Origin of the sequence: Halopseudomonas pelagia, assembly GCF_009497895.1 — a bacterium.
In the GTDB taxonomy this organism is placed as follows: domain Bacteria; phylum Pseudomonadota; class Gammaproteobacteria; order Pseudomonadales; family Pseudomonadaceae; genus Halopseudomonas; species Halopseudomonas pelagia_A.
Genome location: NZ_CP033116.1, coordinates 2,579,082 through 2,604,001, shown reverse-complemented (window position 1 = coordinate 2,604,001; position 24,920 = coordinate 2,579,082). Strand labels below are relative to the sequence as shown.

The window sequence follows — 24,920 nt, the reverse complement described above, 5'->3', positions numbered from 1 at the left end:
ATCAGCCGATATGCGTAGACAGCTTATGCACCGCCGCAATCTCACCACTCCAGATCATCTCGTAATGCGCTGTCTGCACTACCGATTTGACCTGGCGAGGCGTGAATAGCCCCCAACAGACGCCTTCAGGCTGGCGCACCGAGTGGTAACGCAACGCCGTGGCTGCCGCATCCACCGCGCTGCGGCCGAGTACGCGCGACGCGCTATAGTTGTCGGGTGCATAGATCGGATCGTTACGCGGCACCGTCAAGACGTCCAGCGCACCCGCCTCATCAAAGCGCGTGGTCAGGCCGCGGAACACAAAGCGTTCGTAGCGCAGATCTGCCACGCGCGACCAGTAAGCCTGCTGGTGATAGCGCACTTCGGCGATCGCGGTATCCATCGAATCCGCCAGATACAGTACGCCGAAACTGCCATCGCTGAAGCGCGAGCCTTCCGGGTTCACGTGGGTAAAGGGCGCCGCCGCATAGGAGCAGCCCTGGATGCCGAAGGGGATGTCGCCACGCGGCAGCAATTCAAGGCTACCGGCCTGGCTGAGCATGCGCGGATTGGTCAAGGATTGCAGCGCATACAACTGCTCGAACTCTTCCTCGTTCGCTACATCGTCAAAGATTGCAATCGGCGGAAACTTGGAATGCACCAGGCGATACGCCCTTACCGTGTTGGCCGGCAGCACCGGCAGCTCAGTCACCGCTACCACTGGCCACCCCGCAACGCATCGATGCGCCGGAAGGTTTCATACACCGCGACAATATCGCCCTCGCCCATCACCTCCAGCGGCGAGCGGCCAAAGAAAAACGCGTTGTCGTTGGGCATGCGCATAAAGCCGTAGAGGTTTTCCGGGTTATCAAAAATCGTCCGCAGCGCCGCATGCATGTTCAATACAAAGCTGACCCGCGTCAGTTGGTCGCGATCCAGATTGATCGACGCCAACCCGTCCTTGCGCTTGGCCCTGGCATAAGTACTGTGCGACACGCGCAATATCGCCTCGCCCTGCTCCCCGGTCGCACCCCATCTATCCAGGATGGCAACGGCAGTCCGCAGGCCGGTAGCTGATGCGGTTTTATCGGGTGCAGCAATGGGATTTGCGAGCATAACATTGTCCTGACAACTATTTATATCTACAGATACTAGTTTGCATATAACGTATTTGCAAATACTTACGCAGCTTATCTGCAGCCTGACTAAACCTGAAGTCGCGTAGGCGTAAATCGATTCAACAGCAAATGCATCAAATAGACTGCAATAAGTGACAGCGACACGGCGATGCCTAATGAAAAGAAACGGTACAGGTCGCTGTAAAACAGATCTTGCCGAGGCGACAAATATTGGCCGAACAGGATGGCCATGGTGGTCATCGCCGCCATGCCCGCACCGGTACCACCCTCAAGCAGATGTACCCGGGCGAACAACATCAGGCTGAGCCAGAGCCCGACGGCCACAAAGGGCAATATGTCGAAGTGATCCATCAGCACAAACTGCACAATCAAGCCGACATTACAGCCCACCAGTGTGCCCAGGGCGCGATTCCATCCTGCGGGGCCGGCGCCCTTCCAGTTCAACGGGAATAGCACAAGAATGCTGGCGACCTGCGCCGAAAGCCCGCCTTGCAGATTGAATACTTGAAACACGATAAACGACAGCGTCGCGACCGTGGTGGCCAGAATCACTTCATGGCGCTGATTGGTTAACGGCTTGCTCTGCATTTGCTGCGGCTGACGCGGCGCCACATCGGCAAACAGCACCTGCATCAACATGGCGATGAACAGCGTAGTCAGCAACGCCACAAGGTTTGAGGCAACGATGTCGCCGACGTCCGCCGTCGGGTAGCTGGCAAAATGTAGCTGCATCGACATGTTTACGATAACCATCGCACCAAACAGGAAATTGGGCCCGCGGCTCATCTCGCGAAACAAGAACGCGAACATGGCGATCACCAGTAGCGTCATAGGCACCGGCTTGTCACCAAACAACCCCTGAATCACCAACACGGCAAAGCTCACCAGCAACATGTTGGCCAGAAACTGACGCATTACATGGGCGTTCAGCGTCGGCACCATGGCCAGCAGCAATATCGGCTGAACCACAAAGAAGGCGCCGTAATTCCAGCCCATCACCTTGCAGAGCAGAAAGCCCAGCGTGCCGCCAAAGGCAATGCGCAGGCATTGGCGCACATCGTTGGCGTCCAATCGGATTTTACTGAAAAGCAGTATGGGTTTCATCGCCGGCCTCAGTAAACGTAATGCATGAGGCTGATCAGCCGAATCTGCACGCTCCCAAACAGCTCAGCCAGGCCGTCGACCGGGTGAAGCTGCACGGTCGCCCGCGCGCCCGAGGGAAGTTGCGAGAGTATCTCCGGGGTTTCCAGCTGCAGATGAATACGTTGGCGCTGAGCATCACGCACCCAACGGTCCGATACTTCCGGTGCAGCCAGGCTCCCGTCGGGCAACAACTGGCCTTGCTGGGTGCCGGCATCCAGCTCTGAGACATGCGCCGCAAAGACTTCCCCAGGCAAGGCATCGAATACAATGGCCGCCGCTTCACCACGGGTCAGGTGCACCAATGACTTTTCGCGGAAGTCGGCAATGACGTCCGCGTCGTCACTGACCAGTGCCACTAGCGAACTGCCCGCAGTCGCAAAGGTGCCTGGTTTGATCTGCAGATTGGAGACAATGCCCGGGGTTTGCGCGCGCACCTCGGTGTAGCTGAATTGCAGCTCAGCACGCTCCAGGTCGTTGCGCGCCTGCCGCAGCCGCAGGTTGTCTTCATCGGTCAGGCCGCGCTGCACCCGCAGTTGCTCGGCGCGGGCCTTGGCGCTGGCCAGGCTCGCTTGCGCCGCCTGGTAATTGGACTGAGTTTGCTCATACAGCTGCTGTGACACGTTCTGACTGGCGACCAGTTTGGCCAGACGTTTGTGTTCACGCTCCAGTTCATTGACCTGGACCCGCGCCGACCTTACCTCGGCCTCCGCGGCTGCCAATGAAGCGTCGTAGCCGGTATTGTCGCGTTCGGCTGCCTCCAATGTCAGTTGCGCCTGATCTACCGCCAACTGGTACGGGCGAGCGTCAATGGTGAACAGCACCTCGCCGGCCTCCACGTGCTGGTTGTTGGCGATCCGCACATCGAGCACCTGGCCGCTGACCTGCGGCGCTACCCGCACGACCGGGTGCATGACGCGGGCCTGTGGCGTCAACGGCATCCATAGATCAGCTGCAAGAAAATAACCGAAGGCCACGGCAAACATGACCAGGGCAGCGCGCACCCAGCGCGCAAAAAGCAGATCCGGTGTCATGCGCTTTCCTCCGGGTTATTCAACAGCTCCCGCACGTTGTGCTCCATACTCAGCAACACTTCAGCAAAGGCATCCAGTTGCTGGTCGGACAGCCCCTGGTAAATATCCTTGCGTACCTGGGCAATGTGCACCGCCAGCAGCTCTACCTGCTCACGGCCCTGTTCGGTGAACCACAGGCAATGCACGCGGCGATCCGTCTTGTCCCGGCGACGCTCAATCAATTGTTGTTGCTCAAGCTGGTTCAGCGTGCGAGTCAGCGATGGCATCTCGATCGCCAATTCGGTCGCCAGCACCTGCTGGGTGCAGCCCTCACCCATCTTGTCCAGATGCATCATCACCGCCCAGCGGGCCTCGGTCATGCCCAGCTCCCCCACTGCCTGATTGATTGCCGCGCGCCATAGGCGATGCACACGACCGAGCGCTGCGCCCATCGAGGGTTTAAGCGTTTCATGTAGCGAGAGTTGAGGTTCGGTGGGAGTTGTCATTCTGGTCTCCGGAAATAAGTAGTTAGCTTGCTAATGAATATATTCTACACCCGCAAGTATATTTAGCAAGCTAACCTTTATTTTGTTCCAGAGGTATTCGGGGCACTCAGAGAGGCGCAAGGTGAAGCAATGGTTTTCAGTCCGGGTTACGCCGCCATACGCTTGCCAGCCAGGGTTGCTGCTCGCGTGGCAGCCCGGCAGGCCGGTAATAATGTTCAATCTCGACAAACCCCGCTGCCTGCATGAATGCCCGCCAGGTTTCCAGACGGTAATAAGCGGCATAGCGATCCCCGGTCCAGCCTTCCTGATCCTCGCCGCGCGGGTTGGAGCTAAACAGCACGCCGCCGGGCTTGAGGCTCTGGTACAGCTGCCGTAACGCGGCGGGCAGAATCTTGCTGGGGATGTGAAACAGGGTCGCGTTGGCGAAGATGCCATCAAAGCGTTCTGCCGGTAGATCCAGCGCGAGAAAATCTTGCAGCCAGACTTCACAGCCGCTGTCTTGCCGGGCCATCTCGACAAAGCGTTCACAGCCGTCCAGTCCGACTGGCACATGCCCCATGGCCTTGAAGGTGCGCAAATCACGCCCCGGCCCACAGCCCATATCGAGTATCTGCAACGGCGCAGGTGCGTGGATATTGCGCAGCAAGGCATCAATGTTCTGGCTTACATCGTGATCGCGCGTGCCCTCACGAAAGCCCTCGGCGTTTTGCTCGTAGTGCGCCAGCGTTTGTCGCGCCAGCCCGGCTAATTCGTCCTGGGGTTCAGGCAACTCAGTTGCGCCCAGCAGTTCCAATGTGCGCTCGTCCGGCTGCCCTGCAAAGAACGCTTGCAACACCTGGAGGAAAATCCGTTTTTGCGGTGCTGCCAGCGCGAACAGCGTCATGCTGGAGCGCAGCTTCATGTCATCCGGTGATCCCATGATCTCCGTCGCCGAACGCTCGCGCCAGCCGAGCAAAGCCTGCGCACAGGCTTCCAGTCGGGGTCCAAGCACTGGGTGACCAATATAGGCGCGAGCCTCGTCAGTATCGGCAATCGCGTAACGCTGAGCCATGTCACTACGCCCCAGCCCTGCCACCTGCGGAAACACAAACCACATCCAGTGCGAGGTCTTGCGCCCTGCTTCAAGCTCATCTAAAGCTTCAGGGTAGATTTGCGATTGCGCATCGAGAAAACGTTGCAGGTTATCAAGCTCATTCATTGGCATTCTCTCTAGACTTTTTAGTCATCGGGCTGCGTCGCGAACTGATCTAAACCCATGTTTCAAGGTCTCACTTATCATAAACAACTGAATGGACCCACTTATGATCGCATTCGATTGGCAGCGCATGCTGTTAGATGATTTCCCCGTGGCCTTTCTGGGCGAGGTGGCCTTCCGCGCCCTTTTTGCATTTCTGATCGTTTTCCTGTTTTTAAAAGTCAGCGGACGCCGCGGCGTTCGCCAGCTGTCACTGTTCGAGCTGGTCATGATCCTCACGCTAGGATCAGCCGCGGGCGACGTGTCCTTTTACGAGGATGTACCGCTATTACCTATAGCAATGGTGTTTATAACCCTACTGGTGCTTTATCGTCTCACTGTTCTGGGCACCAGGCACAGCAAACACTTTTCGAGCTGGCTGGAGGGCAAACCGGTCACCATCATCAAGGAAGGCAAGTACGAATTGAAAAGCCTGGACCATCTGAATATCTCCGCAGGCGAGTTTTTCATGGAGCTGCGCCAACTAGGTGTAGAACACCTGGGCCAGGTACGTTTGGGCATTCTTGAAACCGATGGCGACGTAAGCCTGTATTATTATTCATCAGAAGACGTCAAGCCGGGGCTGTCCGTGCTACCTCCAGAGCATCGCTCTGTTTACCAGCAGATACCCGACAGCGGTATACATGCTTGTGTTAGCTGCGCACATACGCAGCACATTGAAAGCCAGCAGACAGCGCGATGCCCCCGCTGCGATAATGACATCTGGTCGCCCGCGTTGAGCCATAAACGTATACGTTGAAATTATGTGATAGGCCGATGGACGACCGGCGCATGCTCCGCCAGCAGCTCAGCAGCCCAGTCGATAAATACGCGCAATTTAAGGCTGATATGCCGGTTGGGCGGATAGGCTATATAGAGCGGCATTGAGTCCAGCGTCCAATCCTCGAACAATGCCACCAGCTCGCCACGCGCAACGTGCGGTGCAGACATGTAGGTTGGCAGCCAGATGATGCCCAGCCCCGCCAACCCGGCCGCCAGATAGGCATTGCCATCATCCACAGCCAGGCGGTACTGCGCCTTGACCTGCAATTGCTCATCGCCCCGCTGCAAGCTGTACGGCAAGGCTCGCCCGGTGCGCGCCCATAGAAAGCCCACGGTGTGGTGCTCGGAGCGCTCCAGTTCCAGCGGGTGTTCTGGTCTGCCGCAGGTTTGCAGATAGGCAGGCGCGGCGAACACGCCAAGCTGTAGATCGGCCACCCGCCGGGCCATCAGCGAGAGGTCCGTCAGTTCGCCGCCGCGCACCACGCAATCGACGTTCTCATCAATCATGTCGACAATCCGATCGCTCACCCCCATGTCGATCTGAATCTCCGGGTAGCGCGCATAGAACTGCGGCAGTGACGGTATCAGAATCATCCGAGCCAAGGGGCTCGGCACATCCACCCGTAGCCGCCCTCTGGGCGTTGCCGACGCGCCGGACAGGCTGGTTTCAGCGTCATGCATTTCAGCCAGCAAATGTATTACCCGCTGGTAATACACTGCGCCATCGGCCGTCACGTTAACCTTGCGCGTGGTGCGGTTGAGCAGCTTGACCCGTAACCGTGTCTCGAGTTGCTGCACCAGATGCGTGACCGTGGTCTTGCTCATGTGCAGCGTTTCGGCCGCCTTGGTAAAGCTGCCCGCCTCTACCACCCGGGCAAACGCCTGCATTGCATCAAAACGGTCCATTTCTGCCCCGCTAGCCGGTTGATTGTTTGGAATTCGCAAACAGTGCTGATTACTCTCGCCAGTTTATCCGCCAGACGCAAGCTCCTAGAGTAGCTGCATCGGGTCACCACGGCCCCCAAACTGATGTTGGAGGTAGTTATGTCACAACGTGATGTCGTTTTCCCACCCGGGCGCCATGCTCTGTACGAACAGCACCACTATTCACCGGCCATTCGCTCCAATGGCTTCCTGTTCGTCTCCGGGCAGGTTGGTAGCAAAGCCGATGGCACTCCCGAGCCGGACCTGTTGGCTCAGGTCGCGCTGGCATTCAAGAACCTCAATGGCATCCTGGAAGCCGCCGGCAGCAGCTTTGAGGATGTGGTAGACGTGACCGTGTTTATCGTCGATCCACAATCACGCTTTGAAAGCATCTGGCCCGTAGTAGTGAAAGACCACTGGGGCGAAGCCCCATACCCTAACATCACCTGCGTGGGCGTGACCTGGCTGGCAGGCTTCGATTTTGAGATCAAGGTGATCGCCAAGGTGCCTGAGTAAGTCGCAGCGACCACAAAAAAGGGCCGACACAACGTCAGGCCCTTTTTTGTTTGGAGTAGCGCTTCTCAAGCGTTGAATCCGGCATCCACCGTCATCACCGAACCGGTCATGAACTGCGCCGCCGGGCTCGCCAGAAAGCTCACTGCAGCGGCAATGTCCGACGGGTTACCATAACGTCCTAGCGCAGTCAGTCGCGTGTTGGCTTCGGCCCAATCGCCATCCGCCGGATTCTGATCCGTATCAATCGGCCCCGGCTGGATCAGATTGACGGTGATATTGCGTGGACCCAGTTCGCGCGCCAAGCCGCGAGTAAACGCAAGCAGCGCCGATTTGGACATCGAATACACCGTCAGATTTGGATAAGGCACACGCTCGGCCAGGCACGAGCCAATGGTAATGATGCGCGCGCCATCTTTTAGGTGCGGAATAGCGGCCTGCGAAGCCAACACCGCAGCGCGACTGTTGACGCTCAGCAGGTCGTCAATATCTGCGAAGGTCATTTCTTCCAACGGCGCGGAGCGGGCAATACCCACATTGTTGACCAGAATATCCAGACCGCCGAGAGTCTTCACCGTCTCATCAATGGAACGCCTCACGGCAGCGGGATCGCCACTGTCTGCCTGAACAGCCAGAGCGCGGCGCCCTTTTGATTCGATGATGCGGACGATCTCGGCCGCCATGTCAGTGGATTGCAGATAAGTGATAACCACATCCGCGCCGCGATCTGCCAACGCCAGCGCGATACCCGCACCAATGCCGCGAGAGGCGCCGGTAACCAGGGCACGCTTCCCGGTTAAATCGTGAGCCAAAGGATCCTCCGTTTTAGGTCCTGCGCTGGTTGTTTGGGCGCCGGCAATCGACGGTGCAGCCAGAGCCGCAGCGCCGATAGAGGCACCGATCAGGATCTTGCGTCTGCTGAGTGAAAAGCTGGTTTCTTCTTGCATGATCTTCTCCAACGGGTTGGCCAGCATGCTGGCGTTGATGGTTAATGTTTCTGTTGATAGTCAAAGGCTCTTCAGAACACGCGCTGGCGCTTTCCGGTCTGCGCCGCCCGTTCCACCGCTTCCACCAGGCGACTGTTATGCAAAGCGTGAGCAAAACCTGGTGTTGTATGAGTGCCCGCAGCAAGGTCACGAACCAGATAGGCGTAAACCTCGCCTACATTGATCGCCGCACCATTCCAGAAATCGGCAGCGGTTGGCCCTACCCCGTTGGCGACCGGCGCATCGGGTGCGTCGAACTCGGCACTGGACTCCAGCGTCAGATCACCCACCTGCACGCCTGCCATATGCTTGCCGGATAGACGCAACCAACCTTCCGCGCCACGAATCTCAAAGCTGAAGTTCGCCTGTTCCGGCGCCACACCTGCCAGCACCTGGACCGACACCGGCGCACCGCTGGCAGTCTTGCCGATCAGATCCACATGGTCGGGAATTTCGCGGACCGAGGTCTGGCCCAGGTCCACGATCTCGATCTCCGGCCAGAGCAGCTCGGTGCGCGCATCCACTTCAGTGATCCGACCCAGCACGGCTTCGATCACATCCAGCACATGCCCGGTAGTAATGGTCATAAAGCTCGCGCCAGACGCGGCCTTGTTGAAGTAGTCATACTGGCTGGGCGATTGTGGTCCGTAGCCAAAGGTGGTCGCATCCACCCGGGCTGACATCAGCAGCCGCCCGAGCTTGCCAGACGCGACCAATTCAGCGGCGCGGCGCACGGCAGGGTTATGCCGGCCTTGCAGGCCGATAGCGGTATGCAGGCCCTCGGCAGCAGTGGCCATCTCCTCGGTTTCGGCCAAGGATGAGCCGAGTGGCGATTCGCAGTACACCGCTTTACCAGCGGCCAGCGCTGCCAGCACCAGTTCCCGGTGGGCTGGCACCTTCACTGCGACGGTAATCACATCAATGCTGTCGTCGCGGATCATGGCGTAAGGGTCGGCAAACCAGCGCTCGGCGCCGAACGCCTCGGCGGCCGCCCGCGCGCTTTCTTCCCGGCGGGTGGCTACTGCGGCTAGAACAAGTGAGGGTTGCGATTGCAGCGCCGGCACATGTGAGGCCCCGGCCCAACTTGCCTGCGTGTCTGCTCCAATAATACCAACGCGAAATTGTCTGTTTGACATGGGCTACGCTCCAGATTGTCTGTCATCAAGCGCCGATCAGCGCCATGACCAGAAGCGTAAGGAAACTGTGGTCAAGGACCCTATGCAAATACTCTCAGCGACCTGCCCGCCTTTCTCATTTGCGCTCAACCTCCGCACATATGCGGGGGATTAGGCATATCCGCGAGAGGATCTGCATAGTGCGTCTGCGCGCGCGGGTGCTTTACTAAAGGGCATAACCGCTGAAAGGCTGCCGCCTGACAGAATCTGCTCTACCCGAGCTGCGACCCTTCGCCGAAGGATTGTCACTGATGATCAAACCGGACTTTTCTGAACTGTTAAACGTGATTGAACATCACGCCCGCCATGACTACGTCACGCCCATCGACGGCCTGAAGGTCGGCCGTACCGATGCCCCCACCGAGATAGGCCACTCCATGTACCAGCCTTCCTTCGGGTTGGTTGCGCGTGGCGTGAAGGAACTGATGGTGGGTGAAACACCCTTTCATTACGCCGCAGGCGAATCGCTGCTGTGCGCTGCGGATGTGCCGGTCACCTCCCAGGTCACCAAGGCCAGCCCCGCAGCGCCCTACCTGGCAATTCATCTGGAGATAGACCCTACGGTGGTCGCCGAGCTACTGCGCGAGCAAAGCGGCCCCAGCGTGGAGTGGCGTAATATTCCAGTAGCTGGAAAATATGCCCTCGACCCGGCCTTGATCGACCCGCTGATACGGCTGGTATCGTTGATTGATCAGCCTCGGGACAGAGCCGTGATGGCGCCCATGATTCGCCGCGAGATCGTCTGGCACCTGCTGCACAGCGAACACGGACCCATGCTCAGCCAGCTCGCTTTTGCCAATGGCCACGCCACTCGCATCGGGCGCACTACTGCCTGGATCAGAGAACATTTCAACGAGAACCTCAGCATCACCGACCTTGCCGCCGAAGCCAATATGAGCGTGCCGAGCTTCTATCGGCACTTCAAGGCTGTGACCTCGATGACGCCTGTGCAATTTCAGAAACGCGTACGCCTACAGGAAGCCCGCCGCAGCCTGTCCGCCGCCAGCACTATTTCCGGCGTCGCCTATGATGTGGGTTACGAGAGCATTTCCCAGTTCAACCGCGACTATCGTCGGTTGTTTAACCTCACGCCGACCAATGATGCTGCGGCGCTGCGCGCCACACTGGCTCGCGAACCTGTTCAGCACCGGCAGACAGCTTGAGACTTTTATCATTCATTACGGAAAGGGGTAAATCATGAGCGAATTAACGGGTAAGCGTGCGCTGGTAACTGGTGCATCACGTGGTATCGGCGCAGCCATTGCCCTGGCATTGGCTGACAAGGACGCGGACGTCGCCATCACCTACGAACGCTCTGCCGACAGCGCCGCCGACGTAGTGCGTGCGATCAAAGCCAAGGGCCGCAATGCCATAGCCATACAGGCAGACAGTGCAGATCCCGATGCAGTAAAACGCTCGGTGAAGGAAGCCGCCGAAGCCCTCGGCGGCCTGGACATTCTCGTCAACAACGCCGGCATCGCGCTGTACGCTGCGATTGCCGATGTCAGCGTCAAAGACATTGACGCCCTGCTGGACGTGAACGTGCGTGCACCCGTGCTCGCCTCGCAGGCGGCAATGGCATACATCCAATCCGGCGGTCGCATCATCACTATCGGTTCGGTACTGGCGGAACGCATGGTGGGTGAAGGTGCCACCGTTTACGCGATGACGAAATCTGCCCTGCACGCTTTCAACCGCGGCCTGGCCCGCGAGCTTGGCCCAAAAGATATAACCGTCAATCTGGTTCAGCCAGGCTCAACGGATACCGACATGAACCCCGCGACCGGCGAATTCGCTGATTTGCAACGGTCAATAATGCCGTTGGGCCGTTACGGTAAGCCGGAGGACATCGCCGCTGCCGTGGTCTTTTTCGCCAGCCCAGCAGCCAAGCAAATAACCGGTGCCGTTCTTAACGTCGATGGCGGTGCGCATACCTGATTACAGCCAGGCAAACCAGGTAAAACCCCGCCGGATCGCTGCAATCAGCAGTGCATTCGGCGGCGGTTATACGAATCGAAATCAGAGTTTCCAAAATGCGTTATCAACGGATCTTGCGTGCAATTTGACGCGTATCAATATCCCGCTACATATTCTTCTGTAGAGTGTGGCAAATCGCCATAAACGCTAGAGCAAATCGATGGGCGATAGGTTATAAAGAATAAAAAAAGGCCTGCCGCCAACATCGAGAAGTCCCATGTCCGAAAACGCCCGAACGGACCGCATGAAGATCGACGTAGCCCAACTCACCATTGGGATGTACGTGATCGAACTTGATCGCCCCTGGACTGAAACCAGCTTTCTATTTCAAGGCTTTCGCATTCGCCAGCAGGAGGAAATCCGCCTGCTGCAAGAGGCCTGCAAGCATGTCTGGGTGGACTCCCGGCTCACCGTCGGCGTCAAACAACAAATCATCGAGAACCACGCCCAGGCGCCCGAATTGCAGCCGATTGTCGGCAAGGTCAGTTTCGCCCAGGAAATGGATCAAGCCTCTCCCGTCTGGCACGCCGCGCGCGAAGAGTCACTGCGCCTGCTCGATGCCGTGCGCATGGGCCAGGAGCTGGACGTCAGCGCGGTCAAGGCCGTGGTGCGCGAGTGTGTCGACAGCATCCTGCGCAACCCTGCCGCCATGCTCTGGCTGGCCCGCATCAAGAATAGCGATCATTACACTGCCGAACACTCACTGCGCGTCGCCATCTTCGCCATCGCCCTGGGCCGTGAACTAGCCCTGCCGGATTATCAGCTGGAGCAGATTGGCGTGTGCGGCATGCTGCACGACGTAGGCAAGATAAAGGTCCCCAGCGCGATTCTGAACAAACCCGGGGCCCTCACCGCCGAAGAGCTGCGCATCATGCAGAGCCACGCCATTGAAGGGCGCAGGCTACTGATGAGCAACCAGCAGGTCACCCCCGCCACCGTGGACGTCGCCTACTCCCACCATGAACGCCTGGATGGCAAAGGCTACCCGCGCGGCTTGAACGCCAGCAGAATCCCCTACTTTGCCAAGATCATCGCTGTAGTCGACGCCTACGACGCAATCAACAGCGACCGCGTCTACAGCAAGGGCAAGTCCAGCCTGGAATCACTGCGCATTCTGTTTGACGCCACCAACAGCCATTTTGATGAAGAAATCGTTGGCCACTTTATCCGCCTGATCGGCATCTACCCGCCCGGTGAAATTGTGGAGCTGAACACTGGCGAAGTCGGCATCATCATCGGCTGCTCCCCCGCCAGCAAGCTCAAACCCAAGATACTGCGGGTGCTGGATGCCAACAAAAAGCTTTGCAAGGAGGCCGTAATTGATCTGGCCAGCAGCATCAATGACGCAACCGGTAAACCATGCCGGGTTCATGAGGTGTATAGCAGCGGTGCGTTCGGGATTGATATTGAGGCTTATCGGCGTAAGGGGTTGTTGATGCCGGCAGATCTGTGATGCACCTGCATAGCCACATCCACTGCGCCCAGCGCACCTTCCATATATCCGCCCTGCTCGGCAGTTGCTTCGCTGCCAATCAAACGCAGCATGTCTCCCCACGGGGGCGCCAGTGAAAAGCCCCGCTCAAGATAGCCGTGTGCACCCGACGCTACCTGGTCCTGTTCGGTTGCCGTAAAGGGATCAGCAGCCCAGTCGTGCAAGTAGTCCTCTATGGGATCAGCGGCCTGATCGCCAAACAACCGCACGAGCTGGGCTCGGCATAATGCCTTCAAGTCAGGCTCACCGATGCGAGCGCGCTGAGCCGCACCCACCCCCAAAAAGCCGAATAGCGCCGCGCCACCCTCATTGCAGGCGTCGTGCAGTTCAACCAAAGGGCCAATGCGACTGAATGCATCACCTGACAACCCCGCTTCACGCCAGAACGGCCTGGCGTAGCGTGCAATGTACTTGGCATGCGCCGCCATCCACGTTGGCACAGCCATCAGCTGCTGCAAATCGGGCTGCAAAAGCCCCGGCGTAAATTGAATCCCCGTCGCCAACCGTGGCGGCAACGCCAGCCAGAGACTCGAGTAATGGGGTACCTGCAACTGCTCGCCGGAGAATGTCAGCCGCACCCCCTGATCTTCCAGACGCACAGATGTCAGCGCAGCATTCAAATGCACCTTAGCTGACGGCAATGAGGCAGCCAGCGCTTCTACCAGTCGGCCGGTTCCGCCCTCGAAACGCATTGACGCGTTGCCCGGCAGATACCCTGCTTTACGTACAACGCCCGCCACCTGATCCTCCACCAAGGTAGATCCTGCCGTGTATTGCTCGAACACAGGTAAACCCAATTCAGCCACCAGATTATGCATAAGCGGCTGAAAGTCAGGCCAGAACCAGGATGGCCCCAGATCAAACCCGCCTGACTCGGTCGACAGAATGCGGCCGCCCAGCCGACTGCGCGCCTCGAAAAGGTCAAACTCGATACCAAGCTGATGTAGCCGGTAAGCCGCATACAGCCCAGCCAGGCCACCACCAATAATGGCAATTCTCGGTATAGTCATCAGCAATCTCGAAAGATAAAAGGCAGCCGTTGGCCGGCCAACTGCAGACACAGTGCGGCGTCAGTTCAGCATGGCGCCTGTTGCCAGTCAATTACCAGGGTCGGCTCTCTGGGCACGACGCCCCTCAACCCGCGTACCGGGTCCTGCGTGCTAGAGTGCCAACAGGCGCTAGGCTAGCAATAGCCACTCCACAGCGCGTCGACCCCCCCCGGAACTCCAGAGGTACGCAGCAATGACAGAGGACAACACCCCCGCCAAGCCTTCGCGCAAACACTCCAGCCAAGTGGTAGAAGGCGTCGAACGCGCCGCCAGCCGCGCCATGTTGCATGCGGTTGGCTTCAGCGCTGATGACTTTCGCAAGCCCCAAGTTGGTGTAGCCTCCACCTGGAGCATGGTCACGCCCTGCAACATGCACATCAACGGCCTGGCCGAGACCGTCAACGCCAGCATCAATGCAGCAGGCGGCAAAGGCGTGATCTATAACACCATCACCATCTCCGATGGCATTTCCATGGGTACCGAAGGCATGAAGTACTCGCTGGTATCGCGCGAGATCATTGCTGATTCCATTGAAGCCGTCTCCGGCTGCATGGGCCATGACGGCATTATCGCCATCGGCGGCTGCGACAAGAACATGCCCGGCTGCATCATGGGTCTGGCGCGGCTGAACCGGCCAGCCATCTTTATCTACGGCGGCACCATTCGCCCGGGCAAGAACCACACCGACATCATTTCCGTATTCGAGGCGGTGGGTGGCCATGCCAAGGGTACGGTATCCGATATCGAGCTCAAGCAGATCGAGGAAACGGCGATTCCGGGCGCGGGCTCCTGCGGCGGCATGTACACCGCCAACACCATGGCCTCGGCCATTGAAGCCATGGGCATGAGCCTGCCCGGCAGCTCGGCCCAGGACGCCGTATCCGCAGACAAGACCCAGGACTGTGAACGCGCCGGCCAGGCCATCCTTGAACTGCTGCGCCGGGACATCAAACCCAGCGACATCATGACCCGTGAAGCCTTCGAGAACGCCATTACCGTGATTATCGCCCTGGGCGGCTCAACCAATGCCGTGCTTCATCTGATCGCCATGGCCTCGACTATCGGCGTGAGAATTACCCTGGACGACTTCACTCGTATCGGCGAGAAAGTACCGGTACTGGCCGACCTGCGCCCCAGTGGTCAATATCTGATGTCCGAGCTAATCCAGATTGGCGGTATTCAGCCACTGATGAAGATGCTGCTGGAGCGCGGCCTGCTGCACGGTGACTGCCTGACCGTCACCGGCCAGACGCTAGCCGACAACCTGGCCAAGGTGCAGCCCTACCCGCAAGGACAGGACATCATTCGCAGCTTCGATAACCCGATCAAGCGCAACAGCCATCTGGTCATCCTCAAGGGCAACCTCGCCCCAGGCGGCGCAGTGGCCAAGATCACCGGCAAGGAAGGCTTGCAGTTCACTGGCAAGGCCCGGGTATTTCACTCCGAAGAAGAGGCCATGAGCGCCATACTCGCTGGCACTATAGTCGCCGGTGATGTAATGGTTATCCGCTATGAAGGCCCCAAAGGCGGCCCAGGTATGCGCGAAATGCTCAGCCCCACCTCAGCCATCATGGGCCAGCAACTGGGCGACAAGGTCGCGCTGATTACCGACGGCCGTTTCTCCGGCGGGAGCCACGGCTTTGTGGTTGGCCATGTCACGCCAGAAGCCCAGGCAGGCGGCCCAATAGCCATTGTGCAGGACGGCGATCAGATAACCATCGACGCGGAAACCCGGCAAATCGTCCTCAACCTGACTGATGAGGAAATCGCCCGGCGCCTGAGTACCTGGCAAGAACCCGCACCGCGCTATACCCGCGGCGTGCTGGCGAAATACGCGAAAACAGTCGCCTCGGCCTCGGAAGGTGCAGTGACGGATACCAATCTATAGAGCCCTCATGCGGTGCGCGCTAGCGCTTCCAGCTGATCACTGGCAGCACCGCAAGGACTATCAACACGCCACCCAGAACACGTACCAGCTTCAGTTTGTGCCATTAGTTGATAATAAGTCTGCCGCGTGAGAAATCAGGATCAGGTCTAGTATTGCCCAGCCCTGGCATCTGACATAACCTCGCTGACGGACAGCTAATGCATTACAACAAAACCAATATCAGGGATCAGAATGAAAAAAGCCATTTACGGAGCGCTCCTGCTGGGCTCAACCCTACTGCTCAGCGCTTGCTCGAGCGGGCCGTCGGAAAAGGACGTCAAAGCGCTGCTGGAAGCGCAAATGGAGCAGATGTCCGCCATGTTGGGTGAGCTCGGCGGTGAGAGCATGTCCGGCATGCTGAAAGTCGAGATCCACGACGTCACCCTCCATAGTTGCGAAGAAGAACGCACGGATGTCTACCGCTGCGATGTAGAAGTGGATGCGACAGCACCGGTCGTCGGCCGCTCGGTACAACGCTCGGAAATGTTAATGGCCAAATCCAAGGATGGCTGGATACAGGCGCAGTGACGTCGGCGTCATTTGTGGCCGTAAAGCTGAAACTGTTGGGTTGACTATGTAGCGTTAACCCGTCTTACCCAGCCGGCGCGACGCCAACAGCAACACAGCGGCAATAATCACCTCCGGGACGATCAGATCAAGCGCCAGCGCCGCATCATGCACCGCCCAAGCCAGCACCCGCCCCAACGCAGCGATGCCTAGCAACATCGCTGCGGGGTAGTACCAGACGCGCTGAGACGTCACCAGAGCAAAAAGAATAAGCACGCCTAAGGTGAGAAAGAACGCGGCGAAGTCACCAATCTGAGTACTGCGCCCGACATCGTCCAGCAATGGCATACCCAACTGACCTGCCGCGCCAGACGGATCGACCAGCCAACGCAACCCGATCAGCAGGAACATCAGTCCAAAAAACCCTACAACCACAGACAGTACTTTGTTCATTATTATCTCCGGAATAACGACCAGCTTGGCTGGTCACGGTGGCACCATCATCTTGCGGGTATGGGCAAATGACAAGCCGGCTGTTACCGGCTCAGCGCTTCTGCTTGATAGCGGCTAAGAGTCAGAACGAGGCTAAGAAAGACACCTAGCAGTGTTGCTCTAAAGGCTATATTTGTAGCTCTGAAGGCGACAACTTGAAAGCTGACATTAGCCGTCAAGCCTGCCTATCAAGCGTGAGACGCCTCCGCTACATCAATGCTTGGTGGTGAGCACTGGCATTTTCCTCAGAGATGACTCACTTGTGGCGTTCAGCAGATCGGGTTGTTGCGGTGCTGCTGGACCTCGCACGCAGAGTCAACAAGCTCTGGGATCAATCTTCATCTGACCCCAGTTACTCCCAATAAGAATGGCCTCAATCGACAAGCCAAGCAGCAGGCCTCCCACCCAGAGCAACCACTTGTGGTGTGCCAGTTATCCAGCGGCAGCCCTTCGTTATGGTATGTAGAAATCTTCATATGACCTGAATTTTGCTTACGATGTTGCGTAGCTGCAGTATTGCGCAGGAAAATCAACGCACTCCAGAACCGACCTTCTTGCGATCCCAATTACTTGAACGGATCATCATGAATGGTTGGGAATAACCTTCCGGAGGGCACGGCAGAGCGCTCCAATACAAATAAATTGTTCAGTAGCAGCAGCTCGGTTAGATCAAGATGTTCGTTCGCAACCACCTCGTTATGAGCCCTCCTGTTTCGATAGGTTTGGTAAACACTTACGAACAGACCAACCCGCCCAACACGCTCACCTTGGTCGATTTCCGGCCACATCAAATAGGGCGACGTTCCGTCAAATGCAGCTCTGAATAGTTTGCCTGCAGATTCATTCAGCCCCGTCCGGTTTTTGATGATGACCTCCAGTCGCGCATAACCACTCATTAATCGAGCATTTGAATGCTCAAAAAAATCCACGACCAAATCTGCTAGCCGCTCATCAATTAGCGCTAAAGGAATACAGGGTTCAAACCCTCGCAGGAAAACTCCGGGAGGCCGCCCAAACAGACCTGCATCGTAAACGTAGTCGTCAAGCCCGATGGGCATAATGGGATTAGCGCTTTCCAGAAACTTTAGATCCTGCAAAGTCAAAGCTGCCCGCTTGACACGCGCAAGCAGCTTGCCTGATACCGAGTATTCCTCAACCTCAAAACGAAATGTACGCAGCAGCTCAATGGCGGTAGCAAGACCTCGAGACCCCTCATCTGGGTAGCCAGACGAAAAACCCGGGCGGATAGCGATAAGCTCGTCCAGCTCAGTACTAATCAGAAAGCCGTGAATATTCGTCTGACCTTCGCTAGCGGTAAGCAGCTTTACCTGCGATATCGGCACTCTTAACTGGATCAATGACCGCAAAGCATCTAGACATGGCTGCGTGTACTCAGTACCAAGATACTGGATTGCTAATGGTTCTTTTGCAAAGCGCTCGAATTGCACGTCGAATCCTTTTGATCATTTGCTTTTTGCAGCTGAGATTTTCATCAAACCCTAATTCCCGCTGAGCGAATCAGCCGGACCGGGAATGATAGTAAATCTGTCATCAAATTTGCTGCTAAATTTATCGGCCTTTCAATCTGCCTTTCACCGCCCGTAGCAGTAGTCGATGACTTCGTTAAATCTCGCAGTCTCACTCGCCAGGCGCATTTCCAATTCGTCAAGATGTGCTACGCTAGATAAATTATCGGTAGCCGAGATATCAACTGAGAAATCCGCTTTGCAACTTTTTCCAATCCTGGACAGCTCACCACTGAGCTGTTTCAAAATGTTATTTCTTAGCAAGAGTTGGTTTCGCCGAAACCGGATCAATCGGTGACAGCTGAAGAAGTCTGAGCACTTTGACGAATCAGATTTTCTACCTCTCCAGCCAGTACGTCGCGTGGCACGATACAAAGCGCGCTCTTGAATGTCCCTCCACACGCGGAAGTCGAACTGATTGGTAGGATTTGGATTCGCATGTGTGGCTGGAGGGGGGAAATTGGAAACCTCAAATTGGTGTTTATCAAGTGTATCCAAAGTTTTGTTCTGCGCGGAGAGCATGCGTTTAATTGATGTGGGCATATCCAAGCGCATTACTTTGGATGCGTCCAAGACACGAATCTCTCTAGGAATTTCCTCGTCTTCTCGATCCCAGTGCATTTCCATGCGTTTGGGTATCCACTGAATGTATATACCAAAGAAACGAACAACGCCACGTGGACTAAACGGAACTATGTGCATTTCTTGGTGCGCAGGGTCATCGTGAAGGAAATAGTAGGCTCTTCCGGACGAAACTAACGATCGAGCTATTTCCTCAACCAAATCATGTACTGTTTTATCAGGCGAGCGCTGTGTGTATCTGGTATTAACATTACCTAGTAGCTTTTGAGTGAGCTCATCGTCATTCGATACGAACTCGAATAGGTTGTCTCTTTGGTTTGTTACATGGAACATCCGCGAAAAATCTTCATCGAACATCCGTCGATTAAAGCCTGGCTTTTGTGTTTCGCGCTTGATGAAAAGCCTATCAACTAACTCCAATTGTTCATCTTGAGAGTCATACCCGCATGAAGGCGCTGCCCTAAAAAACCTCATACTCCGCCCTTTTTGTCGCCTTCTCGCAACCGGCGAGCGAGGGATGAGATCTGGTGATCGATGTCGAAGTCAACTGTATCAAGTTGAGGAACGATCTTTTTTGCAAAAAACAGATGAGACGCATCAGAGAGTGACCTTAGAAATTCTCTCACAAGTTTATCTGGGTGCTGCTTCCCCTTGCCCATAGTCATCTGGTCGTCAAATCCATCGTTTCTCGCACGATGTTCGAACGACATCTTCCAGTTGATACGAATTAGACCACGCGGCGACGCGCCAATGCTAAAACTATAGGGATTTGAGAGGAAAACCATTCTTTTAAGGTATTTTTGTTTGTCGGCAGCGCGCTCAATCCAAGTGTCGAATTTAGCTAGGGCACTCTCCGACAACTTCTCATTATCGAAATACGCCCCGTAGAGCATGGCAAATCCTAGAACTGAAGCCAGATCATTTATCACCGTTGAAATTAGATGAAGTCGGAACTCATCGTTTATTTCGAGCGAAGGGTCCGCGAACTTAGAATCTGCAGCGAGAAATGCTAGGGACAAGAACATAGGGAGAACCCTATCTAACTTGCTTTCATCATTCTGCTCAAGGGCACCTATACATGCTTCGGCCAATTCGAAATAGATTTGTCCAAAATGATCCGGCAATTCATCATTGTGTTTCGGTTCAAAGATATGACCCACTATATCTCCGCTGCCGAGCATAGAAATTGCATCATCTCTCGCCGAAGCAAGCTGTGTGGACATCTCAGCAATATTTATCTCACACAGTTTATACAGCTCATCTGTATAGTAACCATACTTCTGATACCGGTCCAAGAGCTTCGTGACCTCGTCAAACCAGCGTAGCACTTTCCAATGGCTATGCAGGCTTGCTAAGAGCACCTGCGTTGCGGCCTTTGACATTTTCAAATTTGCAATTGAACCTACAAAGTCTGGAACCATGCGTTGATAAAAATCACGTATCGCAGACAGAACTCTCAAATAATGCTGTAAAAGCTTTTGGACCGCCAACTGTTGCACATATTTTGGCTTGGATAGGCGCTCTCCCTCGATCTCTTGCTCAAACTCAATGCGCTCAACGATGAAGGCGAGCTCTATCTGTAGAAAAGCTGGGAGACGGCGCAGGGACCTCCTGCTCCATTCGTCCTTTTCAAAGAATTGTTTAAGCTCTTTCTCAAAGGTCATCATTCTGCGTAGAGTTTCTATGCAGAGATTGCTTCCCAGTGCAGCCCATGTATCTGCTATGCCAACTTTTGTCTTCCATGCTTTATCTTCCGCTATGACAATCGATGAAGCAAAGCTCTCTTCAATGATCTCTTTGAATCTTTCAAGCTCCTGCATACCGACGTCAAACTGGAACCTTTCTGCGTACGCGGAAGTGCGTATTGAAAATCGACCTATAAGCTTCATCGCAAGATTAAAGTCGCCAACCTGAAATGCGAGTTCAACGTGGCCCGCCAATCGTTCCACGATCTCATTTTCAAGCCATTGATAATCTGGCTGCTCCTCAACCAGTATTTGCTGATTGCTCATTTGCAACGCCATAGACGTCGTACTGTCACCAGCTAAAAACCATTGTTTGTGTTTGCTTTTTCTTGGAAACCAATAGCTTTCTTGGCTGATAGTGTGTTTCTTCTGAAAGTAGTGCAGCAGCAAGGCCGTATAATCATTGCTCAACGCAGGTAGACTGTCTCCTAAGCTTTCCTTACCAGTTTTAACACGATCATCAATATAGAAGAGCTGTTCAAGAGATTGTCGCGCCGCTTTTGAGTGATGGTTCGATAAAGAAATTGAATTCCGATCGTTTGCTGCGCCCTCAATGTGTCGAGCAATGCTGGGGAGGATCTCACTCCGAACAAGCAAATTGAGATCAAAAAAGTTGAAAATCCTTTGACCCAGGGGAAACAAAGCCAAAGCGCTCAACAAAGTCAAAACTGTACCGACAACATAAATTAGCAGGCCAGGCTCGAATCCAAATATCGGCGCAGCCGAGGCTAATAAACAAAAAATCGCTGCAAGCACTAGAACCCGAGCGTACACGCTGCCAACCTGCTCCCTGGTGAGCATCTGGATGATATCCCGGCGAAGTCTTGTATAACCAGAACTCAGTATAATACCAATTGTAGCGAAGTAGATCGAGAATATCGCCGTGAGCAGTTGAGCGTAAAGCCTGAGCTGGTCGATGGTGAAATCTTCATCGTCTGCGCTGAGTGGTGGGGGCCAACCCAGATAGTTTTCGATATAATTCTCTATGAACTTTAGGGTGGCCAAAACAACAACGACCACAAAAAGGCCTTTCACGCCGATCCATGCGATAGACCCTAAAATTCGGGTATTTTCCTTTGCTTCGCTGGCTGAAGCACCCCTCTTATACGCGCTGCGTTCAAAGACAAAACTAAGTCTTCCTTGCCAGGTCCGGAGTACCCAAAACCAAGATTTTGAGCTCACCCAAATTTTCAGCCGATCAATCAAAATGTTCTCGCTCTCAATTATTACTCATATGTAATGGGGTCCGAGCCCAATCGGGAGGTGCTGAATCCAGGATCGCGCAGCAGACGTTAAAGAACCCAAATGCACTTGAGCCACTTCTGAATAGTCTCTTACCGACGCTAGAAGAAGATTCAAACCAAAACCACTACAAGCTCAGCCAAAACCCTTATGTGATCCTGCTTCTCAACCCCTAACAAAATCGGCTGAAACGAACTATCCGTAGACTCCGGCAACAACTTAATCCGCTGATGTACCCACCCTGCCCCATCCTCGGTCGCTACCTTTTCACTGTAGTATTTCTTCACCGTATAGCTACCACCGGTCTCTACATCATCAATACTACGATGCTGGACAACCACTATCTTCCCCTGGCGTGTGCCTTTGGGGTTGGATCGAAACAAGCACCAAGCGCCATTGGGAATACGGCGGTTCATTGATTCGCCCACCACCTGAGCGACGAACAAGTCCGCGCTGGCACTAAAGCCTTCAGGCAGCTCCACCCATTCGTCGGCATTCATATCCAACGCTTGCGATTCAGAAAAAGAGCCAGCAGCTATCTGCAGCGGAATAAGCGGCACTGCGCGGGGGTTGGATCTGCCTTCTTCTCCGAGCAATACGGGGAATGGAAACTTTGCTGCAGATTCGGCAGCTGCATGGGCCGTTTGATTGTTGCTCTGTGAGTCTGCTTGGTCGCGTGTGCCAATTATCCCATTACGGAAAAAGGCTGCGGTTTCCGCGTCGGTGAAGTAGACGTAACAACCCTTCATACCGCGAGTCATCAAGGTGCGGTATGTATTCTTGATGATGGCGTCGGCTTTCTCTTTTGCTAATGCAGGGTCGGTTTTGGCGAGCGTCTTCAGGCCTGAGATCGAGCGGTCGGACGAGGCGCGCTTTTCCGGCTGGGTAATCACCTGGCCGTCGCGCACTATAAAATCATCACCCACGATTACACCGATGTAGTCGGCTTCCAGCCCCTGACAGGTGTGAATGCAGCCAACTTCATGCACTGAATCGTCTGAGACCATCCACAGGCCACCGTCCTTGGTAAGGTTCCAGCGGGCTTTGAAGTCATGCTCTGGCATTTCTATGTCGTAGGCTGCTGGATTCTTTTTACTTGGCCATTTCCAGCAGTAGCCGGCGACCATGCGCGCCCGGTTTCTTTCCCGGTTGCGCTTGAGGATCAGTTCTCTCAGCTCTGTCGGTGAATCGACCACTCGAAAGTCGTATTCGGCTATGTCCAGCTTGTCGTTAGCTGTCGGACGTATCTGCAGGGTGTTGTCCAGCCATGCCAGGTAGCCATCCGAGCCACTGCAGCGAAACTGCGATTCCAGCGCCCCTTCGAACACCGTGGCGCCGAGTTCTGCGGCCCATTGGCGAATGGTTTCTTTCTTGCCTACATCCTTGAGCGTGACGATCTGCGATTCATCGATAAAGAACACAGAGAATCGGGCAGCGTTAATGATCTCCTTGACCTGATGCTCGCCAAGGTTGCCGTACAGGCCGGACTTCTCATTCAAGCGATGCGCTTCATCCACTACCAGCGCATCAAACTGGTTCCTTTCCGTTTCGGTAAAACCACCGGAGCCTACGAACAGATTGGATATATAGGTTTTCTTGAAGGAGCCCACCAGGCGGGCTTCGTACACTGCTCTAGGCGCTGCATTCTTGGTGACGTACTTGGCAACCATGTCCGCGCTGGTCAACCCTACCAGCAGATTTACTGCTACTACCGATTTCCCGGTACCCGGGCCACCTTCAACGATGTAAACACGCTTGCCATTCTCGCGGACGGCCCTGGCATGACTCAGAGCGTTCTCATAGACCAGCTTCTGGTCATCGATCAGCACAAACTCCTGATTGCCCTGGAGCAGCCCGAGCAAGCCATCTGCAAGGCTTTTGGATGGCCTTATTCTGCCGCCCTCGATCAGAAAGAGCGTGTTGCCCTTGTCGCCATGCTTGACGTGCTTTTGAATAAATTGCCGCAGCCGATCACGCTCGTCATCGCCCTTGAGAAAGACCGGGGCTCGCTCGATGTGCGCCGCATAGAACGGATCATTGATCGGCCCTTTGGCGTCGGCATAGTTATGCAAGTAAGCGCAGGGACGCAGTTGCACGCCGCCGTCATACACAGCTTCGTTATAGCCTTCCAGCAAGGCGGCATAGGACCAGGCCTGGTATGAGGGGTGGCCAACTTCTGCTTCGCCACGGGCAAAGCGGGTTGAAACGATGCCGTCCTTGCTGGTCTTGCGAGCTGACTCCCACTGTTTCAGCTCCACGATGACCACACAGTCCTTGTCTTCGTGATTCTTGCCGGTCAGCAGAAAATCAACGCGCTTGGCCGTCTGTGGGATCATGTATTCAATGGCAACGCCGCAGTCATTGGGAATAGCGTCGTCGTTCAGTACTTTGCCCATATAAACCAGGGAGGAGGCCCAGGAGCGTATCTCTTCCTTGGAGACAGACCTGCCAGTGCGGTTGCGAAAGGATTCCAGCACGATAGCTTCGATATCGCGCTTGAACACATCATCCAGAAAATGCTGTTTGTCCGTCTGATAGATGATCAAACGTTATAGCTCCGTGTATTTCTTGTCGGAGCCTTTGGCTTTGTCTACGGGGTATTTGGCGCTGTTCTTTTCGATCTTGGTTTTCAGTGCTTCAGCCAGATCGATGCCCAGGTCGTTGGCCATCAGTAGCGTGTAGCAGAACACGTCGGCCAGTTCGTCGGCGAGGTCTTGCTTGCGCTCCAAGGCAACGCCGTCGATGGCTGCCTGGTCCTGCTTCCACTGGAAGATTTCCAGCACTTCGGTAGCTTCCAGCACCAGCGACAGGGCCAGGTCCTTGGAGTTGTGAAACTGCTTCCAGTCGCGCTCATCCCGGAATGCCAGCACTTTCTCAGTCAGTTGCTTTATCTCGGACACGTTCTCTCCAAAATCCTTGTCAGCAAGAAGGCGGTCAGGCCCGTGCGCTTGGGCCCGCTTCATTATGTGACCTACTTTGCATTATCCCG

23 protein-coding genes and 2 pseudogenes are annotated in these 24,920 nt (G+C 55.5%); 7 read left to right on the top strand and 18 right to left on the bottom strand.

Translation table 11 applies throughout. From position 1 onward, the window contains the following. Window position 1 precedes the first annotated feature (1 nt). The 7 genes and pseudogenes from EAO82_RS12245 to EAO82_RS21005 all read right to left on the bottom strand — a co-directional run. Complete coding sequence (locus tag EAO82_RS12245) at window positions 2-700, bottom strand: RES family NAD+ phosphorylase (protein WP_096344897.1); 699 nt, start codon at window positions 698-700, stop codon at window positions 2-4. Beyond that, window positions 694-1,095, bottom strand: a complete 402-nt coding sequence (locus EAO82_RS12240) for an MbcA/ParS/Xre antitoxin family protein (protein ID WP_096344896.1) — start codon at window positions 1,093-1,095, stop codon at window positions 694-696. The genes EAO82_RS12245 and EAO82_RS12240 overlap by 7 nt, the downstream gene beginning before the upstream one ends. An 89-nt stretch (window positions 1,096-1,184) precedes the next feature. Continuing rightward, window positions 1,185-2,222, bottom strand: coding sequence for a DUF2955 domain-containing protein (locus EAO82_RS12235; RefSeq protein WP_096344895.1), 1,038 nt, complete (start codon window positions 2,220-2,222; stop codon window positions 1,185-1,187). Between the two features lie 8 nt (window positions 2,223-2,230). Continuing rightward, window positions 2,231-3,292, bottom strand: coding sequence for an HlyD family secretion protein (locus EAO82_RS12230; RefSeq protein ID WP_096344894.1), 1,062 nt, complete (start codon window positions 3,290-3,292; stop codon window positions 2,231-2,233). Then, entirely contained in the window at window positions 3,289-3,777 is a 489-nt protein-coding gene (locus EAO82_RS12225; RefSeq protein WP_096344893.1) for a MarR family winged helix-turn-helix transcriptional regulator, read from the bottom strand. Before EAO82_RS12225 ends, EAO82_RS12230 begins: the two co-directional genes overlap by 4 nt. Before the next feature lie 136 nt (window positions 3,778-3,913). Continuing rightward, window positions 3,914-4,546 (bottom strand): class I SAM-dependent methyltransferase, encoded by a 633-nt coding sequence (locus tag EAO82_RS20845; protein ID WP_231703359.1) that lies wholly within the window; start codon window positions 4,544-4,546, stop codon window positions 3,914-3,916. A gap of 24 nt (window positions 4,547-4,570) precedes the next feature. Then, window positions 4,571-4,975 (bottom strand): annotated as a pseudogene (locus EAO82_RS21005) (DUF1810 domain-containing protein); the annotation flags it as partial. Window positions 4,976-5,078: 103 nt separating this feature from the next. Here EAO82_RS21005 and EAO82_RS12215 point away from each other — a divergent pair. Then, on the top strand, window positions 5,079-5,771 hold the full coding sequence (locus EAO82_RS12215) for a DUF421 domain-containing protein (protein WP_096344891.1): 693 nt from the start codon (window positions 5,079-5,081) through the stop codon (window positions 5,769-5,771). A gap of 2 nt (window positions 5,772-5,773) precedes the next feature. On the opposite strand, the gene EAO82_RS12210 is transcribed toward EAO82_RS12215, so the two are convergent. Continuing rightward, a complete protein-coding gene (locus tag EAO82_RS12210; protein ID WP_096344890.1) occupies window positions 5,774-6,700 on the bottom strand; it encodes a LysR family transcriptional regulator in 927 nt (308 codons plus the stop codon). Between the two features lie 138 nt (window positions 6,701-6,838). Here EAO82_RS12210 and EAO82_RS12205 point away from each other — a divergent pair, with 138 nt between their 5' ends. After that, a complete protein-coding gene (locus EAO82_RS12205) occupies window positions 6,839-7,234 on the top strand; it encodes a RidA family protein (protein WP_096344889.1) in 396 nt (131 codons plus the stop codon). Between the two features lie 65 nt (window positions 7,235-7,299). Here EAO82_RS12205 and EAO82_RS12200 read toward each other — a convergent pair whose 3' ends face one another. Beyond that, window positions 7,300-8,178 carry an SDR family NAD(P)-dependent oxidoreductase gene (locus EAO82_RS12200; RefSeq protein WP_096344921.1) on the bottom strand — a complete coding sequence of 293 codons (879 nt, stop codon included), beginning with the start codon at window positions 8,176-8,178 and terminating at the stop codon, window positions 7,300-7,302. A 71-nt stretch (window positions 8,179-8,249) separates the two neighbouring features. Further along, window positions 8,250-9,353: a Gfo/Idh/MocA family protein gene (locus EAO82_RS12195; protein ID WP_096344888.1), complete on the bottom strand. Its 1,104-nt coding sequence runs from the start codon at window positions 9,351-9,353 to the stop codon at window positions 8,250-8,252. A gap of 290 nt (window positions 9,354-9,643) precedes the next feature. On the opposite strand from EAO82_RS12195, the gene EAO82_RS12190 reads away from it, so the two are divergent. The 3 genes from EAO82_RS12190 (at window position 9,644) to EAO82_RS12180 (ending at window position 12,822) form a co-directional block, all read left to right on the top strand. Beyond that, the gene (locus EAO82_RS12190) at window positions 9,644-10,555 is read left to right on the top strand and encodes an AraC family transcriptional regulator (RefSeq protein ID WP_096344887.1); all 912 of its coding nucleotides are present in this window, start codon (window positions 9,644-9,646) and stop codon (window positions 10,553-10,555) included. Window positions 10,556-10,589: 34 nt separating this feature from the next. After that, window positions 10,590-11,330: an SDR family oxidoreductase gene (locus EAO82_RS12185; protein ID WP_096344886.1), complete on the top strand. Its 741-nt coding sequence runs from the start codon at window positions 10,590-10,592 to the stop codon at window positions 11,328-11,330. Between the two features lie 256 nt (window positions 11,331-11,586). Beyond that, complete coding sequence (locus EAO82_RS12180; protein ID WP_096344885.1) at window positions 11,587-12,822, top strand: HD-GYP domain-containing protein; 1,236 nt, start codon at window positions 11,587-11,589, stop codon at window positions 12,820-12,822. Here EAO82_RS12180 and EAO82_RS12175 read toward each other — a convergent pair. Beyond that, a complete protein-coding gene (locus EAO82_RS12175) occupies window positions 12,783-13,871 on the bottom strand; it encodes a flavin monoamine oxidase family protein (RefSeq protein WP_096344884.1) in 1,089 nt (362 codons plus the stop codon). The genes EAO82_RS12180 and EAO82_RS12175 overlap by 40 nt on opposite strands. A gap of 232 nt (window positions 13,872-14,103) precedes the next feature. Here EAO82_RS12175 and ilvD point away from each other — a divergent pair, with 232 nt between their 5' ends. After that, the gene (ilvD, locus tag EAO82_RS12170; protein WP_096344883.1) at window positions 14,104-15,798 is read left to right on the top strand and encodes a dihydroxy-acid dehydratase; all 1,695 of its coding nucleotides are present in this window, start codon (window positions 14,104-14,106) and stop codon (window positions 15,796-15,798) included. A 231-nt stretch (window positions 15,799-16,029) separates the two neighbouring features. Next, entirely contained in the window at window positions 16,030-16,365 is a 336-nt protein-coding gene (locus tag EAO82_RS12165; protein ID WP_096344882.1) for a hypothetical protein, read from the top strand. 54 nt (window positions 16,366-16,419) lie between these two features. Here the strand turns inward: EAO82_RS12165 and EAO82_RS12160 are convergent, their stop codons facing one another. The 7 genes and pseudogenes from EAO82_RS12160 to EAO82_RS12135 all read right to left on the bottom strand — a co-directional run bounded on the left by EAO82_RS12160 (window position 16,420) and on the right by EAO82_RS12135 (window position 24,831). Next, a complete protein-coding gene (locus tag EAO82_RS12160; RefSeq protein ID WP_096344881.1) occupies window positions 16,420-16,797 on the bottom strand; it encodes a hypothetical protein in 378 nt (125 codons plus the stop codon). Window positions 16,798-17,402: 605 nt separating this feature from the next. Continuing rightward, window positions 17,403-18,284 (bottom strand): TIGR02391 family protein, encoded by an 882-nt coding sequence (locus EAO82_RS12155; RefSeq protein ID WP_096344880.1) that lies wholly within the window; start codon window positions 18,282-18,284, stop codon window positions 17,403-17,405. A gap of 144 nt (window positions 18,285-18,428) precedes the next feature. After that, on the bottom strand, window positions 18,429-19,364 hold the full coding sequence (locus EAO82_RS12150; RefSeq protein WP_218838545.1) for a hypothetical protein: 936 nt from the start codon (window positions 19,362-19,364) through the stop codon (window positions 18,429-18,431). Window positions 19,365-19,414: 50 nt separating this feature from the next. After that, window positions 19,415-21,895: a hypothetical protein gene (locus EAO82_RS12145; RefSeq protein ID WP_096344878.1), complete on the bottom strand. Its 2,481-nt coding sequence runs from the start codon at window positions 21,893-21,895 to the stop codon at window positions 19,415-19,417. A 149-nt stretch (window positions 21,896-22,044) separates the two neighbouring features. After that, entirely contained in the window at window positions 22,045-22,491 is a 447-nt protein-coding gene (locus EAO82_RS21000) for a S24 family peptidase (RefSeq protein WP_321540971.1), read from the bottom strand. Window positions 22,492-22,623: 132 nt separating this feature from the next. Continuing rightward, a pseudogene (locus EAO82_RS12140) lies at window positions 22,624-24,477 on the bottom strand (DNA/RNA helicase domain-containing protein); the annotation flags it as partial. Window positions 24,478-24,480: 3 nt separating this feature from the next. Further along, window positions 24,481-24,831, bottom strand: coding sequence for a nucleotide pyrophosphohydrolase (locus EAO82_RS12135; RefSeq protein ID WP_231703200.1), 351 nt, complete (start codon window positions 24,829-24,831; stop codon window positions 24,481-24,483). Window positions 24,832-24,920 lie beyond the last annotated feature (89 nt).